Below are 18728 nucleotides of genomic sequence, written 5' to 3'. Positions count from 1 at the left end.
TATATTATAGCACGGGGACATGTAAAGTGGAAACGCATCCAAGCCATAATTTTTAGCGTCCAACTGTAAATGTATTTTCACCGACGGTTACAAAAGAAGTGAATTTCTCGGATTTCATTTGAACTTGTACTTTATAAGTGCCGTATGCTTCGAGTTTCGTAGATACAAAAGGCTCAGAAAAATAAAAACTGTTTGCATTCTGTGTGGAGTATTTCCACTCTTTCCCTTTAGACACTTCTTTGCCGTCCGGTCCGACCAACACGAGCTGCATGCGCAAGTCTTTGGCGATAGGCGCGTCATCAACCTCTACGAAAACGTTAAACGTACGAGGGACATTTTTATCGCTGTATCCTTTGACAGGGTTGCTGAAAACGACATTTTTATTGCGGGTCTGCTGAATCCCTTCGACCACAATAATATTTACGTTTGGCTTAATCACTTGCAATTTGCCAGATTGCTGATCGTAATCGACGAAACCACCGAGCTTGTTCACTATTGATTCTACCGATTCAGCCTTGGATGCTGGCATTTCACTCGCTACAGTTTCCGCACCGAAAAATACGCGCATCGCACCTTCTCCCAGCGCAGTAGTGCTCCCCACCCCTGCTGCTACAGTCAACGCCAACAAGGCCGATAACCATGCTTTTTTCATGTCAATAATCCTCCTGTATGTGTGCGCGGCAGCGCTTGTTTTTCCGGAATTTCTTCTCCCTAGTTTATACGTTTGGAAAAGGAAATAGTTGTGCTGCCCTGATAAGTTTTTTCAACAATATCCACAATATCCACAAGCACAAAAACCTTAGGAAGAAAGACTTATACACAGAGATGTTAGTAACTACTTCTTACTCTTGACCAAAATACAGCTGGGAATGACACAGCAAAAAGAGCGGCTATCTAGCCACTCTTTTTTTTACTCCTGACACCTGCTACTCCTGTTGCGAAAGCCAAGTAAAATACCGGGAGACCAGTCGAATAGCAACCTCGATCGCGTCTTCATTGGGCTCAATTTTGGAATGGTGCAAGCCGTATGGCGTTTGCACACCCAGCCAGAATAAAAAGCCGGGGATTTCTTTCAAAAAGTACCCGAAATCTTCTCCGGTCATGGCTTCCTTGCAGGCGATGAGAGTTACATCATCACATTGCTCCTGTACCCATTGCATGAAGTCTGTCGTTAGCTGCTCCTCGTTGTAAACCTGGCAGTAGCCAACACCATAGTCAATCGTTGCCTGACAATCAAAGCCAATTTCCACTCCCTTTACGAGAGATTCAATGCGGCTCTTGACAAGTGCCATCGATTCCATCGAAAAGGTTCGGATCGTCCCTTCTAGCCTGGACTTCTCCGCGATGATGTTTTGCTTCGTCCCGCTCTCCAGCTTGCCAATCGTTACGACGGCAGAATCCAATGGATCGATATTGCGCGAAATAATCGATTGAAGCTGTGTCACCAGATGGCTTCCTGCAACCACCATGTCATTCGCCTTATGAGGGAAGGCTGCATGCCCCCCTTTGCCGACTAGATCAATGTACAACTCAGAAGTGTTGGCAAACAAAATTCCTGGCTTTGTCGCAATTTGACCAACTGGGTATTCTGGCGCGATATGCAGGGCAAAAATGCAGTCCGGTCGCCACTCTGCAAACTCTTCACTTTCCATCATCGGCCAAGCACCGCCAGGGCCTTCTTCTGCCGGCTGGAAGAGGAACAGCAAATCATCTGCGATCGAATGCTCAGTAAAATGCGTCAGGAGGCCAAGAGCGATTGCCATATGCATGTCATGGCCGCAAGCATGCATATACCCTTCATGAAGCGATCGAAACGGATAGGACGTTTCCTCTACGATCGGTAGGCCATCCATATCCGTCCGCCAGGCAATTAGTCGTTTTGGCTTTGTTCCTGCCAGCTTGACCAAAATGCCTGTCCGCCACGTTTTGATCTCGATTCGCTCCTGAGGCAGCTTTTTCAAATAATCGAGCAAGTATTGCTGCGTCTTCACTTCAGCGAAGCCTGGCTCCGGTATTTGGTGCAAATCTCGGCGAATTTGTGTAAACAAGGAAGTCGTCATGTTCTACGCCTCCTTTTTCGTACCTGTTCTTGCTGTTAATTGCTCTTCAAACACAGCAAGGAAACGGTCGACATCGGCTTTTGTCAACGTCAGTGGCGGAAGCAGACGAACAATCGTTTTCTGGGTCACGTCTACAAGGATTCCTTCGTCAAGCAATGCTTGCTGCAAGTGGCTTACCTCTTCCGGGGTGGAAGAGAGCGGAATTCCAACCATCAAGCCTTTTCCGCGAAGGGATTGCAGTTGATCTGGAAGACGCGTTCGCAACGCTTCCAAGCCCGACCACAGGTACGCAATCACTTCTTCTACATGAGCGATGAAGGCTGGATTAAGCAATTCGTCCAACACGACATTCCCCAGGGCAGCAGACAATGGCGATGGTGCGAATGTCGTTCCGTGATCCCCCGGTTTGAACTGGTTCATCAGCTTTGGACCAGCGATGACACCGCCGAGAGGTAGCCCTCCCCCTATGCCTTTGGCGAATAGGATGAGATCTGGCGCTACGCCTGCATGCTCATAAGCAAACAGCTTTCCTGTTCTGCCCATTCCTGTCTGGATTTCGTCCATGACAAAGAGCATGCCTTCTTGTTCACAGATGGCAGCTACCTCTCGCAAGAACGCTTCTGTTAGTGGCACGACACCGCCGGAACCCAAGACTGGCTCCATAAGGACCGCAGCGGGTCTTGCCTCCTGGCAAATCGCTCGCAATCCTGCCGTGTCCTCCACATCCAGTTCATAAACAGGAAAAGCTGGCTGAGGAAAGTCTTGATAGACGTGAGCCTGCCTCGTCAGACGTACTGCTCCAAGTGTTCGCCCGTGAAAGCTGTTGCGTAAAACAACGATGCCTTCACGACCTGCTCCCTCGTTTTTCGTCCATTTGTGAATCAGCTTGATCGCAGACTCTGTGGCCTCCGCACCAGAGTTGGTGAAAAACACCTTACCGCTGATGCTGTTTGCAACCAAACGCTCCGCTAATCGAATAGCCGGCTTGTTTAAAAATACATTGGAAATATGCAAGAAGCGCTCTCCCTGCTCACGCAGAGCCTGTACAATGCGCGGATGAGAATGCCCCAAAACGTTTACCGCGAGTCCAGTAAACAAGTCGAGATAACTCTTCCCATTCGTATCGTACAAGTAATTTCCTTCGCCTTTCTCTATGGCAATCGGAATTCTTTTATAAGAGGAGACGATATATTGTTCATCGAGCGAACGCCAGTCCATGTGCACTCTCTCCCTTACAGCTGACGTAGCTCCTGCTTGATCTCTGTCTTGGAACGAGTTTTTTCATCGATTTGCTTGATCACACGTGCAGGTGTTCCCGCCACTACTACGTATGGAGGTACATCTTCAATGACGACAGCACCTGCTGCAACAACAGCACCTTTTCCTACGCGTACACCTTCCAGAATGACAGCATTTGCTCCGATGACAACATCATCCTCGACAACAACTGGCTGTGCAGACGGCGGCTCGATAACGCCTGCGATAACCGATCCAGCGCCGATGTGGCAGTTTTTCCCGATGGTTCCGCGTCCACCTACTACAACATTCATATCAATCATCGTACCTTCACCGATCACTGCACCGATGTTAATGGAAGCACCCATCATGATGACCGCATTGTTACCGATTGTCACTTGGTCACGGATAATTGCGCCTGGCTCAATACGCGCTTGAATCCCTTTTGTATCCAGCAATGGAATAGCGGAGTTGCGACGATCGCTTTCTACTACATAATCTTCAATTTTGTCTGCGTTAGCAGCGAGTACTGGCTCAATCTCTTTCCACTCACCAAAAACAACACCAGTCGGACCAGTAATGAAGGCTTTAGAGCTCGCACCAAAGTCGATTCCCTCCAGGTTCCCTTTCACATATACCTTCACAGGTGTTTTCTTTTCGCTTTTTTGAATAAACGCGATAATTTCGTTAGCATCCATCATGTTCATTGTTACATCCTCCTCAAAATAACAGCATGGTAAAACAAAAAAAGCAATGAGTGCATTCGCTATCTCATTGCTTTTGATACTACGTAAGCAAATCATAAATAGCGCTCCACAAAAAGATGTAAGGTCCCTTGTGACAGGATGTTCATTTTTCATGAAACACCCCAGCCTGTGCTACGTAGGGGCATAGCAAAAGCTTCGGCGCTTTAGCCTTTCTTCCTTCTCCTGCCCCCTGGCAGATTGCGAAAAGGCTTACTCTTCTTCGGCGCACCTCTATTTAGTGTACATTATATTAATTTTATTTAACTCTACCAAAATCAATGAAACGTGGCAAGATGAAAAAAGTTATTGACAACGATTCTCATTTTCATTAATTTTATTTGTGAGAATGATACTCATTATCTAATTGGAGGTTTTACGTTTTATGAGCATTTTGATGGTATACGCGAGCATGACAGGGAATACACAGGAAATTGCTGAAGCAATTGCAGAAGGTATTCGTTCAACTGGTGCTGAGCTGGAGATAAAAGAAGTAATGGACGCGAATGCAAAAGAACTCGAGGCTTACGACGGAATCTTGCTTGGTGCCTACACATGGGGCGATGGCGAACTCCCAGATGAATGCCTGGATTTTTATGAGGAAATGGACGATATTGACCTTAGTGGGAAAAAGGTTGTTGCTTTTGGCTCTTGCGATTCCGCTTACGAGCATGTCGGTGCCGCTGTTGATATTTTGCTGAAAAAGGCGAGTGAGCGTGGCGCTGAAACTCCTCTGGAAGGTTTGAAAATCGAGCTTTCTCCTACAGCAAAAGAAGTGGAAACTTGCAAAGCATTCGGGGTATCGTTTGCTGAATTGCTCGGCTAATCGATGTTTCCCAAATACTTTGGCACATGCTATACTATCAATCCAACTTTTTAAGGAGGATTGATCTCATGTCACTACATACAGACGAGATTCTGTTACGGCCTCTCCATCAACAAGACGCAGCCGAGCTCCTAGAGCTTCGGCTGCGTAATCATGAATTTCTCCAACCATTTGAACCGATCCGCCCCGCTTCATTTCTGACCCTTCCAGCACAGCAAGAACAGATTTCGCAAGCACAGAATGATTTTGAACGTGGTACTGCCTATGCTTTTGGTGTATTCTCCCGGGAATCTGAAAAGATGATTGGACGTGTAGCGTTGTCGAATGTCGCACGCGGCGCATGGCAAAATGCGACGATTGGCTACTTCATGGATCAGGCCTGCAATGGCAAAGGCTATACAACACTAGCTGTAAATCTTGCCCTTCGCTTTGCTCTAACGGATGTTGGGCTACACAGGGTACAAGCGGCTGTCATGCCTCGCAACCAAGCTTCCATTCGTGTCTTGGAAAAAAACCGGTTTCGCCAGGAAGGGCTATCGCTACGCTATTTGCAAATTAACGGTGTATGGGAGGACCATCTCATCTACGCTCTTACTGCTGAGGAGTGGTCTGTGTAAGCTCCATGCTCTTTTCAATCTCGCGCAGCCGCTCCAGGATGCGCCGTTTGCGGTACAGCATCATCCCCGCTTCGGCGACATCCTTTACGGTTGAGCGATTTAAATACGCTCCGAACAAAATACCCGCAATAGGCACCATTTGAAATAACTTTTTCCACCCGAAGTTTTCTGTGTACGTAACCACGACTTCACGCCATCCCTGCAATTGTGCCATTACCTCTCTCTGCGCACTTGGTTCATCAAAGCGGGAGAGCTCAGCGAGTATCGCTTTTTTCCCTACGATGTCTGATGAAGCAAATTGTAAGCATTTGACGACAAACAGCCGCTCCCTCTTCTCTTCCGGTCGATAGCCATAGGCAAGCGCCATCTCTTGTAATACTTTTAGGGATGTTCCCATCAATAGCGGGATATCGATCGCAAGGGTAAATATCCCCCCGAAGCCAGTCGTCGCACCTTGTACTGTGGCAAAATTCGCACGTGAATCCTTCAGCTCCATTGCGACATCATTCATGATTGTAAGCGGTACAGCAGCAATCTCCTCTTTGCCAATTACAGAAGCCTCTAACCGTTTGTCAAACCGCTTGTATATCGATTCATCCTGCACCAAATAAGTCCCACCTGTCTCGAGAAAGGCTGCCATTTCATCTACGGCTTTTCCCAGCTTCTCCTGAACAAATGCAGGCGTAATCCGATCCAAGAGAACAAAAGGAAGTCTGCCAAGCTTTTCCCAGAACCACAAGTCGTTCTGGTCCTTCTCCCAGTCCTCCACTTCGCGTAAGGCCGTAACCAATGTCTCGCTAGACTCTTTCAACCCCAACAACCTCCCTGCCTGCTCACTCAGATTCTCCTCGCTTCCACTGACATTGGTTGCGCAAGATGGACTTGATATAGTCCTGCAACTCTTCTGGCGTGGGGTGGCAGACGAATTCTTTTATATTTCTTACGATCCCCAGCTTCAAATGTTTCACTTGCTCTCCTTCGATCCGAAAGCCGAACTTTTCCAAGATTACCTTCTGTTCATTTGTCACAGAACTTCCTCCCCTTGTAGTCGAAAACCCCCATGCCAAAATGCAAGGGGGTTTTCCTATCTACTATTTCACTTCAATTGTAAGCGTCAATGTTTCATTACGCTCATTTACATCATTTTTCTTCGTGTACTTTCTTTTGGAGTTGATAACCGTGCAGGTCTTATTGCTGAGCGTATTCGTTACCTTGATCTTGTATTCCCCAGGCTTATCCGTATCGATATACCTGTTCAAATTCAGTGATTCAAGTCCCTCGCTATCGTCGCCATCACCTTTGCTGGGCTTGATGCTGGCGATCTCTTCTTCCCCGAAAAAGATCTCGATCCGATTTTCTGAGGAAATGGTACCATTACTGTGCTTCCGGTTGGCACCAATACCGATCTCGCCATGTTTCCATTCAAATTTCGGCATATAGTAGGACTTCTTTTCGCTCTTATCCCTAATCTTTTTGGATCCGACTAGCTCAGCATGAGTAGCGATCAGCCTTAGGTCTTCCATTTCGAGATCATCGCCTGCATTCACGGTAATCTTTTGTCCGTCCCGGTATTCCTTGCCGCTCTCGCTTCGAAGAAGAAGTGGCGAACTTGGCGAACTTGGCGGACTCACACCTGTATCCCCTTGCTCACATGCCGGATACGACTTGATTGGAGGCGAATCTTCTATCACTTGAACATAGCCGCACCAGACTTGCGCTGGGTCTCTTTTACTATAGTAGTTGACTTTGTAGCGACCTGGCTTGTAGCCGGACAACAGCAATCCCGTGTGATCCCAATTCAATTTGCTCTCATCGGCAATGACGTTATCGATCGCCCATACACCCGGCCCCTCATCATCATCCGCTTCACTTCCCTTTTCAATGTGCTCGGCAGCAGTGGTCAGCCAGATCACATGAACAGGATTCTGATACAGCTTGACTGTATTATCAGAGGAATACAGGTTCATCTTTTCTACCGTCGGTGTTGATTTTTCGTTTTGCTTCATCAACACATCCATCGTGACATTTCCACCAGCAGGGCCGCAGGCATTTGGTGCACCTGGTATTTCTATTTGAACCGTTGTCGCCGAAGTATCGCCCCACAAAGACGATTTCTCTTTTTGCCCCGAAACAGGCTCAAACGTGACAGCGATTGTGATTCCAGCCAATCTCTCAGGAATGTCCACCTCAAAATGTTGCGCGTCTGTCAAGGTTTGTCCTGTCCCGTTCACCGACCATCTTCCTGGGATTGGCGAATACAATGGAACCTTCCCTGGTGCTGCTGGAGCTGTTATTTTCTGATCTTGCGTCAGCTTTTGACCGCTTGCATCCGTTCCCATGTACAGCTCTGCAACGCCTACTTGAATCGTTGTCATCCAAGGTGACATGGTTGTATCATCTGGAACAAAGAGGAGCTCATACTGCCCCGTCAACAATGTCCCCGTCGAAAATATTGTTTCTTGAACAGACCTCATCTCTGTACTCGTGGACTTATTTGTTAATTTCCACGTGCCCCGTACAGAACTGGTAAAGTCGTGTGAACCCATCATTCCAAAAATCGCCGTTTGCCCGCCACTTGGTACTGGTTCTCCCTCTGCCTTTTCCCCGTTAAATATGCTCGGGTAATTTATGGCCTCTACCAGAAATCGCACATGCACTGTGCTGCTCTTCCCTTTGGCATCTGTCACAACAAAGGTCAAGGTATGCGATCCAGCAGACAGCTTTTGTGCTGGAATGGTAAACCGAGGTACTTGCCATTTAAAAGTAGTTTGTGACGAGGTATTTTCGGCTTGATACTCCGGTAACTCTACGCCATCCAATAAAACTTGCTTCCGATTGATGTTGGTGCCAGTTCCATAAGTAGTCTGTATCACGTCAATATCAAGTGGTGTCTCGGGAGGAAGAATAAACTCATCATTCTTCACCCAGTTCCAACCATTTGAATCCAGTCCTGCAACCTGATAATCGTTAAAGATAACCATATCGTGAACAGGCTGCTGCCGGAGTGGCTTAGATACTTGGCTGTTTTTTTTCATGGATGCTGTTGCCCCGGCCCCCATGGCTGGCGGTACTGACACACCTGACAAAAGAGTGCCCGTTGCCAAACACACTAGAAGTGTTTTTACAACCCATTTTTTCACGAATTGTCCTCCTACTTTCTTCCTTACAATTTTCAACTGTGATCATTCGACAAAAACAGCGAAATATCCTTTACGATCATAAAGCTTTTTCACGCGCTAGATATAGTTAAATACTATCCGGTTTATAATTTATATAGATTTGACTTATATCTCCCTAGTCGGTAAAAATGGATGAAAAGGAGGGGATTCAGATGGTACAAACCAATCAATGGAATGCCGGACTGTACGACGCCAAAATGAATTTCGTTTCTGAATACGGCAAAGGGTTAGTGGACTGGCTACAGCCGGCTCCTGGAGAAAGCATTCTTGACTTAGGCTGTGGAACAGGCGACCTGTGTGCCGAACTATCGCTTGCAGGAGCATATGTGACAGGAATCGACTTTTCTGCAACCATGATTGAGGCTGCTCGGAAAAAATATCCGCCGTTTGCTTTTGAAGTAGCCGATGCGCATACGTATCGTACAGATGTCAGTTACAACGCTGTCTTTTCCAATGCCGCACTCCACTGGATGAAACGCCCTGCAGAAGTCGTTGAAACCATTTGGTTGGCTCTTGCTCCCGGTGGACGCTTTGTTGCCGAATTTGGAGGGCACGGCAATTGCGGACAAATCACAAATGCATTACGGACTGCTTTAGCACGAAGAGGAATATCTGCTGATGAGCGCTCACCTTGGTATTTTCCAAGCATTGGAGAGTACACGACCCTTTTGGAGAAGCAAGGCTTCCATGTCGTATTTGCCTCCCATTTTGACCGTCCGACAGTCATGGCTGATGGGGACTTGGGGCTTTCGAATTGGCTGAATTCTTTTTGCAGTCCTTTTTTTGCTGGACTGTCCTCAGATGATATCCAGCAAGTATGTAGGGAAGTCACTGACATACTGCGTCCTGCTCTGTTTCAAGAGGGACACTGGGTGCTCGATTACAAGCGTATTCGCGTCCTTGCCCATAAGAAATCAGAGAAGGATACTCTACAAGGAGGAGCTGTAAAATGACCAGGATTGCCTGTCTCCATGGACATTATTCGAATATTTCCCTTTTATCAGATGCGTTCGCAGCCTTTGACGTAGAGCTCATTCATTTTGTTGATCCAGGTTTACTCCTGCAAAACGCGGGAATTCCAGTCCATACCACGGAACAAGCACAAGCCAAATTACGTGAGCAGCTAAACTGGATGCAGAGCTGCGCGGTCGATGCAATCGTGATCACTTGCACGCAGTATGCCGCACTGGTAACACCCGAGGTTGAAGCAACTGTCACTGTCCCACTCTTCACGATCGATGGACCATTTTTTCATGAGCTTGCCCGTCATCCTGAGCCACAAGTTCTGCTGTTCTCCAATCCCGCTACTGTCCAACCTACGATGGAGCGTCTCGTGAAGCTCGCCCATTCCCACAACCTTCATCCAGAGGTACAAGTATCTCTCGTCGAAAATGCTTTTGCCCTGCTCATGGAAAACAAGCAAGAAGCGTACAGAGAAGCAGTAAAAGACGCCTTGTATCAGCTCCGCCAAACGTTTCCAGATCAACCAATTGCAGTGGCACAGCTCTCCATGGCACCTGTTGCTGATCAGTTTGCAAAGGAAAACGGCTGTAAGATTTCCCATCCTTTACATAGTTTGACGTCGAAAGTGTCCGCAACGTTACCATTACTTTTCAATCGTTGAAAATCGTAAGCGTGTAAAAAACAGCCCCGTTTCCTTAGGTTTTTGGCCAGTGGCAACGGGGCTGTCGCTATAAACGAATTCAATTGGCTTTTACATGCCTTCGGCGTTGGTCACCAGAACCTCTTCTCCCTCATTCAAGCCGCCTTTAATTTCAATAAAATCATAACCTTCAATCCCGATTTGTACGTCTTTCGGCATCGGGTCTCCCGTGCTCGGATCTTTCACCATTACGGTACCCTGACCTGGCCCCAGAATCTCAACCGCATTGCTTGGCAAGCGCAGGACATTCTGTGCTTGAGCGACGATAATATCGTTATCTCCCGTCATCCCATGCTTAAATTCAGCCTTGTCTAGTAGTTCCACTTTTACCGCGAAACGAACTTCCTTGTCTTCTTTTTTCCCTTCTTTCGGGAGCTCTATGACTTTACCTTTAAACGGCTCTGTACCAAATGCATACACGTAAACATCGACATTTTGTCCGATCTTAATCGCGGGAATATCAAGCTCTCCAACGGCTGCCATAAAGTAAACAGAAGTTGTGTCCATAATAATGGCCGCAGGCTCTGACCCTGGCGCTTCGCCTTCTTTTACACCTAGCTTGGTGATGACACCGCTAATTGGCGCTGTTACTTGGTTCTTCGCAATTTCACGCTTTTTCTGCTCCATGTTCAATAAGGACCCTTTTAGCGCTAGTTCTTTTTCCATCAGCTCCATACCGGACGCTTCCATATCCATCTTGAACAGTTGTTGCCCTACTTTGATGACATCGTCCTTTTTCACGTCGATCTTGCCGATTTTCCCGTAAGTACCAGCCAATATCTCCATTTCATCTGGCAGCTGGAATTCTTTCTGATTTCGGCTTACATATAAGAGTCCCTTATCATCCGTGAATTGTACCTCACCCTTGTCCCCAACATAAATGGCCCCAGGCTTCTTGACCAATACCTCGACATTGTGAATTCCGCCAGCACCTTCTACTTTTTCACCTATTCTATCCACCTCCGTGACAACACCATCCACAAAATACATGGAAGTCGGGATGAATACCTTCACTTTTGTACCTACATTGAATCGTTCAGACTCATAGGAGGTAAATTGCCCAATAATTTTCAAATAGTCGGTATTAGCAAGTTTGGCGACTACCGTTTCTGGTCTGACATCTTGCCCTTCTTCCACTGAGACTTCGATGACTTTCCCTTCCTTGGTAGCCGTGATCTTGTCTTTTTTCTGTTTAATTTCACTTAGTTCTTTTTTCGCTTTTAAAATTTCCAGCTCTAGCTTTTGAATTTCCAGCTGTGCATCCGAGCTGTCTATCGTGAACAAGACATCACCTTTTTTCACAGACTGACCTTCCTTGACTAGCACACGTTGCACCTTGCCATTGAGCTCTGGCTTGACTTCCTCACGCGCCTTCGCTTCCACTGTACCTGCTGAGTTGATCGTCTTCTTGACCTCACCACGTTCCACGAGCGCTGTCGGGAAGTTCGGTTTTTCTTCTGGCTTTTCTTCTGTAACCTCTTCGCCCTTGAAGTACGAATAGCCGTAATAGCTTCCTCCTCCAAGAACGGCCACGACCGTGGCGATAATGATCCATTTTTTCTTGTTCATCTTACGTTCCCCACATTTCATCACTTATTCAGATCGAATCGCTTGCAGTGCACTTAAACGAGATGCGCGGATTGCCGGGAAGATTCCCGCCAACACCCCAATAACAAAGGAGAAGCCAATCGCAAAGAGTGCCAGCCAGCTTGGAATGACCGCTAGCTTTGCCGGCTCAGCCTCAGGATCTCCTCCACCGCCATAGCCCATGTTCAGACTATCCAAAAGACCGCCAGACGCTCCGAAGTAATTCACGAGCTCAACCGCTCCCCACGCCATGCCAAGACCAGCTAGTCCACCAATTAAGCCAATAAAGCCTGACTCCATTAAGAACAGCCAACGAATATTCAACACAGTGGCTCCGATTACTTTCATGATGCCAATCTCTTTGGTTCGCTCTAAAATCGACATGATCATCGTATTGACGATTCCAATAGTTGCGACAAGCAAGGAGATTGCTGCAATTCCTCCGAGGACCATCTGAATCACGAAGAAGAAGTTATTGATGGTTTCCAGCTCACGTGCAGGCGAATATACTTCAAAGCCATTTTCCTTCAACGCTTTGACTACACTCTCGACTTTTTCACGAGATTCTACTTTGACTGTAATTCTGTCAAATTCAAAGGTATCCTTTTTGGCTTTATCGCGTGATCTGCGCGATGCTCCCTCTTCGACTTCGTCACCTCGACTGCGCGTGACCCACTCGTTCAGCTCTTTCACTACGTTAATCGGTACATAAACCGCGGCTGAGGAGTTACGTTCTTCTGACTTTTTCAATTGACCGACAACCTTCACACGCAGTTCTTTTTTCTCGTATTTCGGTTCATCGTCGATGCGATATTCGCGTGACAAGATGAGAGTCCCTGCTCTGTCTACGAGATTGAAGGTCAGTGCATCTCCGCCACCTATATCAGGAGGTGGCATCTGGGACATTTCATGCCGTCCAGCTCCGGCTTTTCTTCGCCGTTCCTCGCGCTTTTCCTTTTCTATGTCACGCAATTCTCTGGATACATCGAAAGCAACCACTATTTCTTGTGGCGCCCCTGTCAGATAGCTTCCTTTTTCAATGTCATTTTTGCGATAGGCAGCCGACTCGTTCACATCCACCCCAATTAGCTGTACGTAACCTTCTCGTCTACCTACCTTTAATTTCGCTTGCTCTCGTAATTCTTTTATCGGCATAACTGCCTGAATACCAGGAATCTTTTTTAAATCCTGCACCGCTTGCATATTCAGCTTCCTGACCTTATCCTCTGGGACATCAATCCACTCGCCATTTTCCTCGTACCAGCGCAATGCATCGACGTCCATTTCTGTCAAGTTCCCGAAGTTCTCCAAGCTTTTTACCGCACTTTCCTTAAGCCCTAAACTAAGCGCCATCATCGCGACGATTGCAGCCGTCCCGATCATGACACCAACCGACGTGAGGGCTGTCCGTAGCTTCATTCGCCACAGATTCCTCCAGACGATGCGAAAAGAATCCATTACCTTCACTGTTTGTTCACCTCATACCCTCGCCTACGCTGGTCTTGTCCTTTTTTGTACAACCCGTCCGTCTTGGAGATAAATAACGCGGTCGGACTGTTCCGCGACTTCCTGCTCATGGGTAACGATGATGAATGTAGTCCCATTTTCCTTGTTCATTTCTCTCATTAAAAGGAGAATCTCTTGTTCTGTCTTCGAGTCCAGGTTCCCCGTCGGCTCATCCGCCAAGATGATGCCAGGCTGATTGACGAGCGCTCTTGCAATACTGACACGCTGCTGCTGTCCACCACTAAGCTCATTGGGTCTGTGGTCGATACGACCTTCCAACCCTACGCGGTGTAGGATTTCCGTTGCTTTTGCCCGACGTTTTTTCTTGCTTTCGCCTGCAAAAATCAAGGGAAGTTCTACGTTTTCCAACGCTGTCAGATTTGGGAGCAGATTGTATGACTGGAAGATGAAGCCCATGCTTTTCCGGCGAAACATGCATAGTTCGTTTTCGTTGTAGCTGGAAATCTCTGCTCCGCTAACCATGACACTCCCTTCCTCCGGCTTGGTCAAACCTGCAAGCAAATTCAAGAGCGTAGACTTCCCTGACCCCGACGAGCCGCACAGAGCTACGAATTCTCCCTGGTTGATATGAAGGTTGATATCGTACAGCACGGGCACTTTGATTTTTCCCGTTCCGTAGCTGTGATTGACCCCTGTCACCGTCAGCTCTCCTGTTGAATTGACCATCGTTTGTCGCACCTCATTCGTTCTCTAAAAATGGAAGCTTTCGTAAACATCACATACTAAAGACGTAACATTTCGCAAAACGTAACGCTTCTTTCGCAAACATTTTACGATTTACAGAATAACCATGTTTTCTTCAAAAATATGTAACAGCTGTGTAACCTCTTGCAGCCTGTTACGTATTACAATGTAGATGTCAACAAACCATGGAGGTCGAAAAAGATGACTATCTATCGCTTTTTATTTGAAACAGCAACACGCAGATGGGTTGAAATCATCAAGGCACCCAGTATGTTTGAGGCAGCAAAACAAGCCAAACAGCTTGCAACCAAGCGTTCCAAGTCCATGTCCACTACCATCAGCTTCTCTTTTCACCACGCTGCTTCTCAAGCATAAATGCACACATACATAAACCGCTTTCCCTCTAAGGGAGGCGGTTTTTATATTTTGGGGATATTATTGACAGCACCGATTTCTTCCTCTTTAATAGAGAGAGAGGCATTACAGCGCATGACAGTATAGATCCGCTTCGATTGTGCAGCGGTATACAAAGGGAGATAATCACAATGACCATGAAGAAAGCACTCACCATTGCAGGTTCCGACACCAGCGGCGGAGCTGGTCAGCAAGCAGACCTCAAAACGTTTCAGGAGCTTGGTGTTTTCGGGATGACCGCCCTCACCGTTATCGTAGCCCAAGATCCACATAACGAATGGTTTCACGAAGTGTTTCCGATCGATGTTGCGATCCTAGAAAAACAAATCGAAACCGTACTCGCAGGAATTGGCGTAGATGCTGTAAAAACAGGGATGCTCGGAACCACTGAATTGGTTGACCTCGCTACCCGTAAAATAAAACAATACGAATTGAAAAATGTTGTCGTTGACCCTGTGATGATCTGTAAGGGTGCAGATGAAGCTCTCCATCCAGAAATTGCAGTCAGCCTGCGCGAAGTCTTGCTCCCGCATGCAACAGTTGCGACTCCTAACCTGTTCGAGGCTGGTATTCTTAGCCAAATGGGTGCGCTGAAAAGTGTCGATGACATGAAGGAAGCGGCGAAGCGCATCCACGACTTCGGCACCTCTTATGTCGTGGTAAAAGGTGGCAGCAAGCTTCAAAGCGGAAATGCCGTAGATGTTTTCTATGACGGGAAAACGATCGAGGTAATGGAATCAGAGCGCTTTGAGACGAGCTTTACTCATGGTGCCGGCTGCACGTTCTCAGCTGCAATCTGTGCTGAATTGGCAAAAGGAAGCTCTGTACACAACGCAGTAGCTGTTGCCAAAGAATTTATTACCGAAGCGATTCGCCACTCGTTTGCGCTCAATCAATATGTGGGACCTACTAATCACGGCGCGTACCGCATGAAAAAGCACGGCGAAGCGATTTGCTAATCACATCTTGGTAAGCAAAAACTCCTGACCAGCTCCGAGTCTTTCTCGGCGGGCCAGGAGTTTTCTTATGGTTACGCTTGTTTTTTGATAGCAACCTCGGGATTGATTGGGGAAGCTTTTCGTTTTATGCGTACAGAAGACACTGTAAATACGATGAGCGCAGACCAGATGAATCCAAAGCTGATGAAATGTGTTTGCGTGAAAGGCTCACCGAACAAGAAAACAGCTGATAAAAGCGATATCGTAGGCGCCAAGTATTGAATGAAGCCCACAACGGAAAGTGGGAGTCTAGTCGCTGCTTGGGCGAACCAGTAGAGCGGCATGGCAGTAGCTACCCCCGCCAGTGTCAGCAACAAAAGTTGCCACCACGCTAAGGATGTCATCGTCTCCGTCCCATTAACCTGTAGCATCAACAAATAACCGAAAGCAATAGGGGCCACAAACAGCGTCTCCCACGCCAGTCCGACCATCGCCTCCAACCGGACGAGTTTTTTCGCCAAGCTGTAAAAAGCAAAGGTCAGAGCAAGTGATAAAGAGACCCATGGAATCTCACCGTACTGGAAGGTGATGAACAGGACTCCGAAAGCCGCGAGTATAAGCGCGAACCATTGCCCAGCATGCATTTTTTCTTTTAAGAAAAGGACTCCAAGCAGTACAGTGATGAGAGGATTCATATAGTAACCAAGACTCGTTTGCATGACATGATTGTTATTCACTGCCCAGATAAAAATAAGCCAGTTTGCGCTGATTAGCAGTGAACATATCGCTAATGCTCCGAACATTTTAAAACCAGTAACCGCTCCCCACATACTGCGCCAGCGTTTCGTTACCTGAATAATGATTGCGACAAAAATAACCGACCAGACGATTCGATGAGCGAGTATCTCCCATGCCCCCATTGCCTGAAACAGCTTCCAATAGAGCGGGAGTAACCCCCAAGCCAAATACGCCACAATTGCATAAATAATCCCCTGTCTCATCCTGCTCCTCCATGTGTTTCGCCTTCTCTTTCTCTATAGACGACTTTTAAACTTCTTCTCTATGAAGTAGTGTAACGGAAATACGAAAAAACAGCTATGTATTCTCACGTAAAAGAAGGTGTCCCCTACACTTTCATCCGTTACCATATTACCAATGCATGTAGCTATCTAATTACCTTAGTAGCACAGTGAAGTATGGACAAAAATTTTATTGTACCACTTTTAGACCTGTAGTACAATAGTCATTATTCTTCCGAGTTTAGTCATACGAAAGGAACTTTTACTTATGACATACTGGCGATCTATCTTTTTAGTTTTACTCGGTGCGTGCAGCTACGGTGTCCTCTCGATCTTCATGAAGCATGCTTTTCAACTCGGCTTTACGCCGTTTGAAATGAGTGGAAGCCAATTGATTTTTGGCGGATTGATCATGACGGTCATGGCCATCTTTTTCTCCAAGCAACGGTTTTCGTTCAAGTATTTGTTGCTTTTGGCACCAGCCAGCCTCATGATGGCCTCAACCAGTCTTTTTTACCATCAGGCTGTTAGCAGGGTTTCGGCTTCGCTCGCCATCGTTCTTCTCTTTCAGTTTACCTGGATCGGCGTTTTGCTGGAGGCGATTGTGGATCGCAAATGGCCGACCGCTGAAAAATGGGTTTCTCTGGCTATGCTTGGAGCAGGGACCGTTCTTGCAAGTGGACTTAGCGAAAGCGGAATTCAGAGTGTAGACATGGTCGGACTGATCTTCGGTCTGATGTCGGGCGCGACCTTTGCCTTGGTTATTTTCTTTAGCGGGCGAATTCTTCCAGGAATGGACCCCTACTTGCGAAGCGCGATTTCGATTAGTATGGCTGCCCTGATGCTCTCGATCGTTTATCCACCAACTTTCCTGGTAAATGGTCAGCTTCTGCAAGGTTTGCTGCCGCTCGGTCTTTTGGTTGCGATCTTCGGTTCGGTCATTCCCATCTTCTGTTTGGCTGTTGGTGTGCCACGGATCGGTAATGGACTGGCTACCATTTTAAGTGCAGTCGAGCTGCCCACCGTCGTGCTCTTGTCGAGCTTCGTACTTAAAGAGACTGTCTCTCTCCCTCAATGGGGTGGCGTATTCATGATCCTTGCTGCCATCTGCGTACCGCAAGTAAAATGGCGGAAACTATTCTCCCATTCTCACGCCCTCGAGCAGGAAAGAATGTAGCGCCGTTTCTTATAAGCAGCATACAAAAGCGTGCAGACGAATTGGCTCTGCACGCTTTTTTGACGATGCTCCCTCTTCTTATAGAAGGAAGGTAGAATCTTTGACTCGAATTTATTTACAAAGACTGCCACTCTAGGGGGAAAGGATATGGAAAAACGGCATAAAGTGTTATTCCAGCAGCTAGAGGATTATCGACAGGAGACATTAAAAGCAATTGATGGCTTGACGGAGGAAGATGTGAACATCATTCCCGATGGTTTCTCCAACAATATCTTGTGGAATCTGGGGCATATCTATCTCGATCAGTATTTATGGATCGCTCACCTTACAAAAGAACCGCTCCCAATCCCCTCTGGCTTCAACGAATGGTTTAACTTCGGGACAAAGCCAGCTGATTGGGATGCGCAGCCACCGAAACTCGCCGTGCTCGTCTCCTTATTACAAGAACAACCTCAGAAGATACAAGCCTCTTACAAGGATCGATTAGAAGAAGAGTTTCCCGCAACGGAATCTGGCATGCATACGATTGCACAAGTGCTTGTCCGAACGATTTTTCACGAAGGGATGCACCTCGCCTCCCTCCATACAATCCGGAGGTGTCTAGGCAAATGAATCAGATTATCACGCCGATTTTTCGTATGTTTGATGTTGAGAAGGCAAGAGAGTTTTACGTGGATTTTCTAGGTTTTCAAATTGATTGGGAGCATCGTTACGAGGATCATTTTCCTTTATACATGCAAATTTCCTCTCCGTCGTGCACACTTCATCTGTCTGAGCATCACGGGGATGCTTGTCCTGGCTCAGCGATTCGCGTACAGGTAGAGGACATTGAGCTTTTTCATCAGTCCCTGTTGCGCCAAGAGTACAAGTATGCTCGTCCTGGTTTAGAGGAGACGCCGTGGGGAACGCGTGAAGTGAGCGTGACCGATCCTTTTGGCAATCGCCTTCACTTTTATCAGCCTGATCACTCGTAAACAAATACAAAGAAAGCCCAGCCGGAGTTCCTTTACAGGAGCCACCGCTGGGCTATTTCATTTTTACATTTTGAACATAAATAG

General features: G+C 47.1%; 20 protein-coding genes and 1 riboswitch. Of the genes, 9 read left to right on the top strand and 11 right to left on the bottom strand.

Annotated features, from left to right (window positions below):
• Nucleotides 1-52: 52 nt before the first annotated feature.
• The 4 genes from HP401_RS12885 to dapD form a co-directional block, all read right to left on the bottom strand.
• Nucleotides 53-652, bottom strand: a complete 600-nt coding sequence (locus HP401_RS12885) for a hypothetical protein (RefSeq protein WP_173605271.1) — start codon at nt 650-652, stop codon at nt 53-55.
• Between the two features lie 274 nt (nt 653-926).
• A complete protein-coding gene (locus tag HP401_RS12880) occupies nt 927-2060 on the bottom strand; it encodes an N-acetyldiaminopimelate deacetylase (RefSeq protein ID WP_173605270.1) in 1134 nt (377 codons plus the stop codon).
• 3 nt (nt 2061-2063) lie between these two features.
• Nucleotides 2064-3278, bottom strand: coding sequence for an aspartate aminotransferase family protein (locus HP401_RS12875; RefSeq protein WP_173605269.1), 1215 nt, complete (start codon nt 3276-3278; stop codon nt 2064-2066).
• 14 nt (nt 3279-3292) lie between these two features.
• Nucleotides 3293-4003, bottom strand: a complete 711-nt coding sequence (dapD, locus tag HP401_RS12870) for a 2,3,4,5-tetrahydropyridine-2,6-dicarboxylate N-acetyltransferase (RefSeq protein WP_007723196.1) — start codon at nt 4001-4003, stop codon at nt 3293-3295.
• Nucleotides 4004-4094: 91 nt separating this feature from the next.
• Nucleotides 4095-4284, bottom strand: a riboswitch (Lysine riboswitch).
• A gap of 140 nt (nt 4285-4424) precedes the next feature.
• On the opposite strand from dapD, the gene HP401_RS12865 reads away from it, so the two are divergent.
• Entirely contained in the window at nt 4425-4865 is a 441-nt protein-coding gene (locus HP401_RS12865; protein ID WP_007723194.1) for a flavodoxin, read from the top strand.
• Nucleotides 4866-4933: 68 nt separating this feature from the next.
• Nucleotides 4934-5482, top strand: coding sequence for a GNAT family N-acetyltransferase (locus HP401_RS12860; protein ID WP_142496416.1), 549 nt, complete (start codon nt 4934-4936; stop codon nt 5480-5482).
• On the opposite strand, the gene HP401_RS12855 is transcribed toward HP401_RS12860, so the two are convergent.
• The 3 genes from HP401_RS12855 to HP401_RS12845 form a co-directional block, all read right to left on the bottom strand.
• Entirely contained in the window at nt 5457-6302 is an 846-nt protein-coding gene (locus HP401_RS12855) for an EcsC family protein (RefSeq protein WP_173605268.1), read from the bottom strand. The two genes, HP401_RS12860 and HP401_RS12855, sit on opposite strands and share 26 nt — an antisense overlap.
• 13 nt (nt 6303-6315) lie before the next feature.
• Nucleotides 6316-6510 (bottom strand): hypothetical protein, encoded by a 195-nt coding sequence (locus HP401_RS12850; RefSeq protein WP_254457074.1) that lies wholly within the window; start codon nt 6508-6510, stop codon nt 6316-6318.
• Nucleotides 6511-6573: 63 nt separating this feature from the next.
• Entirely contained in the window at nt 6574-8622 is a 2049-nt protein-coding gene (locus HP401_RS12845; protein WP_173605266.1) for a hypothetical protein, read from the bottom strand.
• Nucleotides 8623-8813: 191 nt separating this feature from the next.
• Between HP401_RS12845 and HP401_RS12840 the strand changes: the two genes are divergently transcribed.
• Both HP401_RS12840 and HP401_RS12835 read left to right on the top strand, forming a co-directional pair.
• Nucleotides 8814-9614, top strand: coding sequence for a methyltransferase domain-containing protein (locus HP401_RS12840; RefSeq protein WP_173605265.1), 801 nt, complete (start codon nt 8814-8816; stop codon nt 9612-9614).
• On the top strand, nt 9611-10285 hold the full coding sequence (locus HP401_RS12835; protein WP_173605264.1) for a hypothetical protein: 675 nt from the start codon (nt 9611-9613) through the stop codon (nt 10283-10285). Before HP401_RS12840 ends, HP401_RS12835 begins: the two co-directional genes overlap by 4 nt.
• Nucleotides 10286-10375: 90 nt before the next feature.
• On the opposite strand, the gene HP401_RS12830 is transcribed toward HP401_RS12835, so the two are convergent.
• Genes HP401_RS12830 through HP401_RS12820 form a run of 3 tightly spaced genes read right to left on the bottom strand, consistent with a single transcriptional unit; the run spans nt 10376 to nt 14104 of the window.
• Complete coding sequence (locus HP401_RS12830; protein WP_173605263.1) at nt 10376-11893, bottom strand: HlyD family secretion protein; 1518 nt, start codon at nt 11891-11893, stop codon at nt 10376-10378.
• A 24-nt stretch (nt 11894-11917) separates the two neighbouring features.
• On the bottom strand, nt 11918-13378 hold the full coding sequence (locus HP401_RS12825) for an ABC transporter permease (protein ID WP_142496410.1): 1461 nt from the start codon (nt 13376-13378) through the stop codon (nt 11918-11920).
• 24 nt (nt 13379-13402) lie between these two features.
• The gene (locus HP401_RS12820) at nt 13403-14104 is read right to left on the bottom strand and encodes an ABC transporter ATP-binding protein (RefSeq protein ID WP_015892175.1); all 702 of its coding nucleotides are present in this window, start codon (nt 14102-14104) and stop codon (nt 13403-13405) included.
• A 219-nt stretch (nt 14105-14323) separates the two neighbouring features.
• Here HP401_RS12820 and HP401_RS12815 point away from each other — a divergent pair, with 219 nt between their 5' ends.
• Together HP401_RS12815 and pdxK are read left to right on the top strand one after the other, a co-directional pair.
• Nucleotides 14324-14497: a hypothetical protein gene (locus HP401_RS12815; protein ID WP_007723176.1), complete on the top strand. Its 174-nt coding sequence runs from the start codon at nt 14324-14326 to the stop codon at nt 14495-14497.
• Between the two features lie 170 nt (nt 14498-14667).
• Nucleotides 14668-15495 (top strand): pyridoxine/pyridoxal/pyridoxamine kinase, encoded by an 828-nt coding sequence (gene pdxK / locus HP401_RS12810; protein WP_087348129.1) that lies wholly within the window; start codon nt 14668-14670, stop codon nt 15493-15495.
• A gap of 71 nt (nt 15496-15566) precedes the next feature.
• Here pdxK and rarD read toward each other — a convergent pair whose 3' ends face one another.
• Nucleotides 15567-16475, bottom strand: a complete 909-nt coding sequence (gene rarD, locus HP401_RS12805) for an EamA family transporter RarD (protein WP_173605262.1) — start codon at nt 16473-16475, stop codon at nt 15567-15569.
• A gap of 286 nt (nt 16476-16761) precedes the next feature.
• On the opposite strand from rarD, the gene HP401_RS12800 reads away from it, so the two are divergent.
• The 3 genes from HP401_RS12800 (at nt 16762) to HP401_RS12790 (ending at nt 18644) form a co-directional block, all read left to right on the top strand.
• Nucleotides 16762-17670: an EamA family transporter gene (locus HP401_RS12800; protein ID WP_173605261.1), complete on the top strand. Its 909-nt coding sequence runs from the start codon at nt 16762-16764 to the stop codon at nt 17668-17670.
• A 147-nt stretch (nt 17671-17817) separates the two neighbouring features.
• On the top strand, nt 17818-18282 hold the full coding sequence (locus HP401_RS12795) for a DinB family protein (protein WP_173605260.1): 465 nt from the start codon (nt 17818-17820) through the stop codon (nt 18280-18282).
• Nucleotides 18279-18644, top strand: a complete 366-nt coding sequence (locus tag HP401_RS12790; RefSeq protein WP_015892180.1) for a glyoxalase superfamily protein — start codon at nt 18279-18281, stop codon at nt 18642-18644. The genes HP401_RS12795 and HP401_RS12790 overlap by 4 nt, the downstream gene beginning before the upstream one ends.
• Nucleotides 18645-18728 lie beyond the last annotated feature (84 nt).

Origin of the sequence: Brevibacillus sp. HB2.2, assembly GCF_013284275.1 — a bacterium.
GTDB classification, from domain to species: domain Bacteria; phylum Bacillota; class Bacilli; order Brevibacillales; family Brevibacillaceae; genus Brevibacillus; species Brevibacillus brevis_D.
Note: the sequence above shows the minus strand (reverse complement) of the source record. Positions and strands in the feature narration are given on the sequence as shown.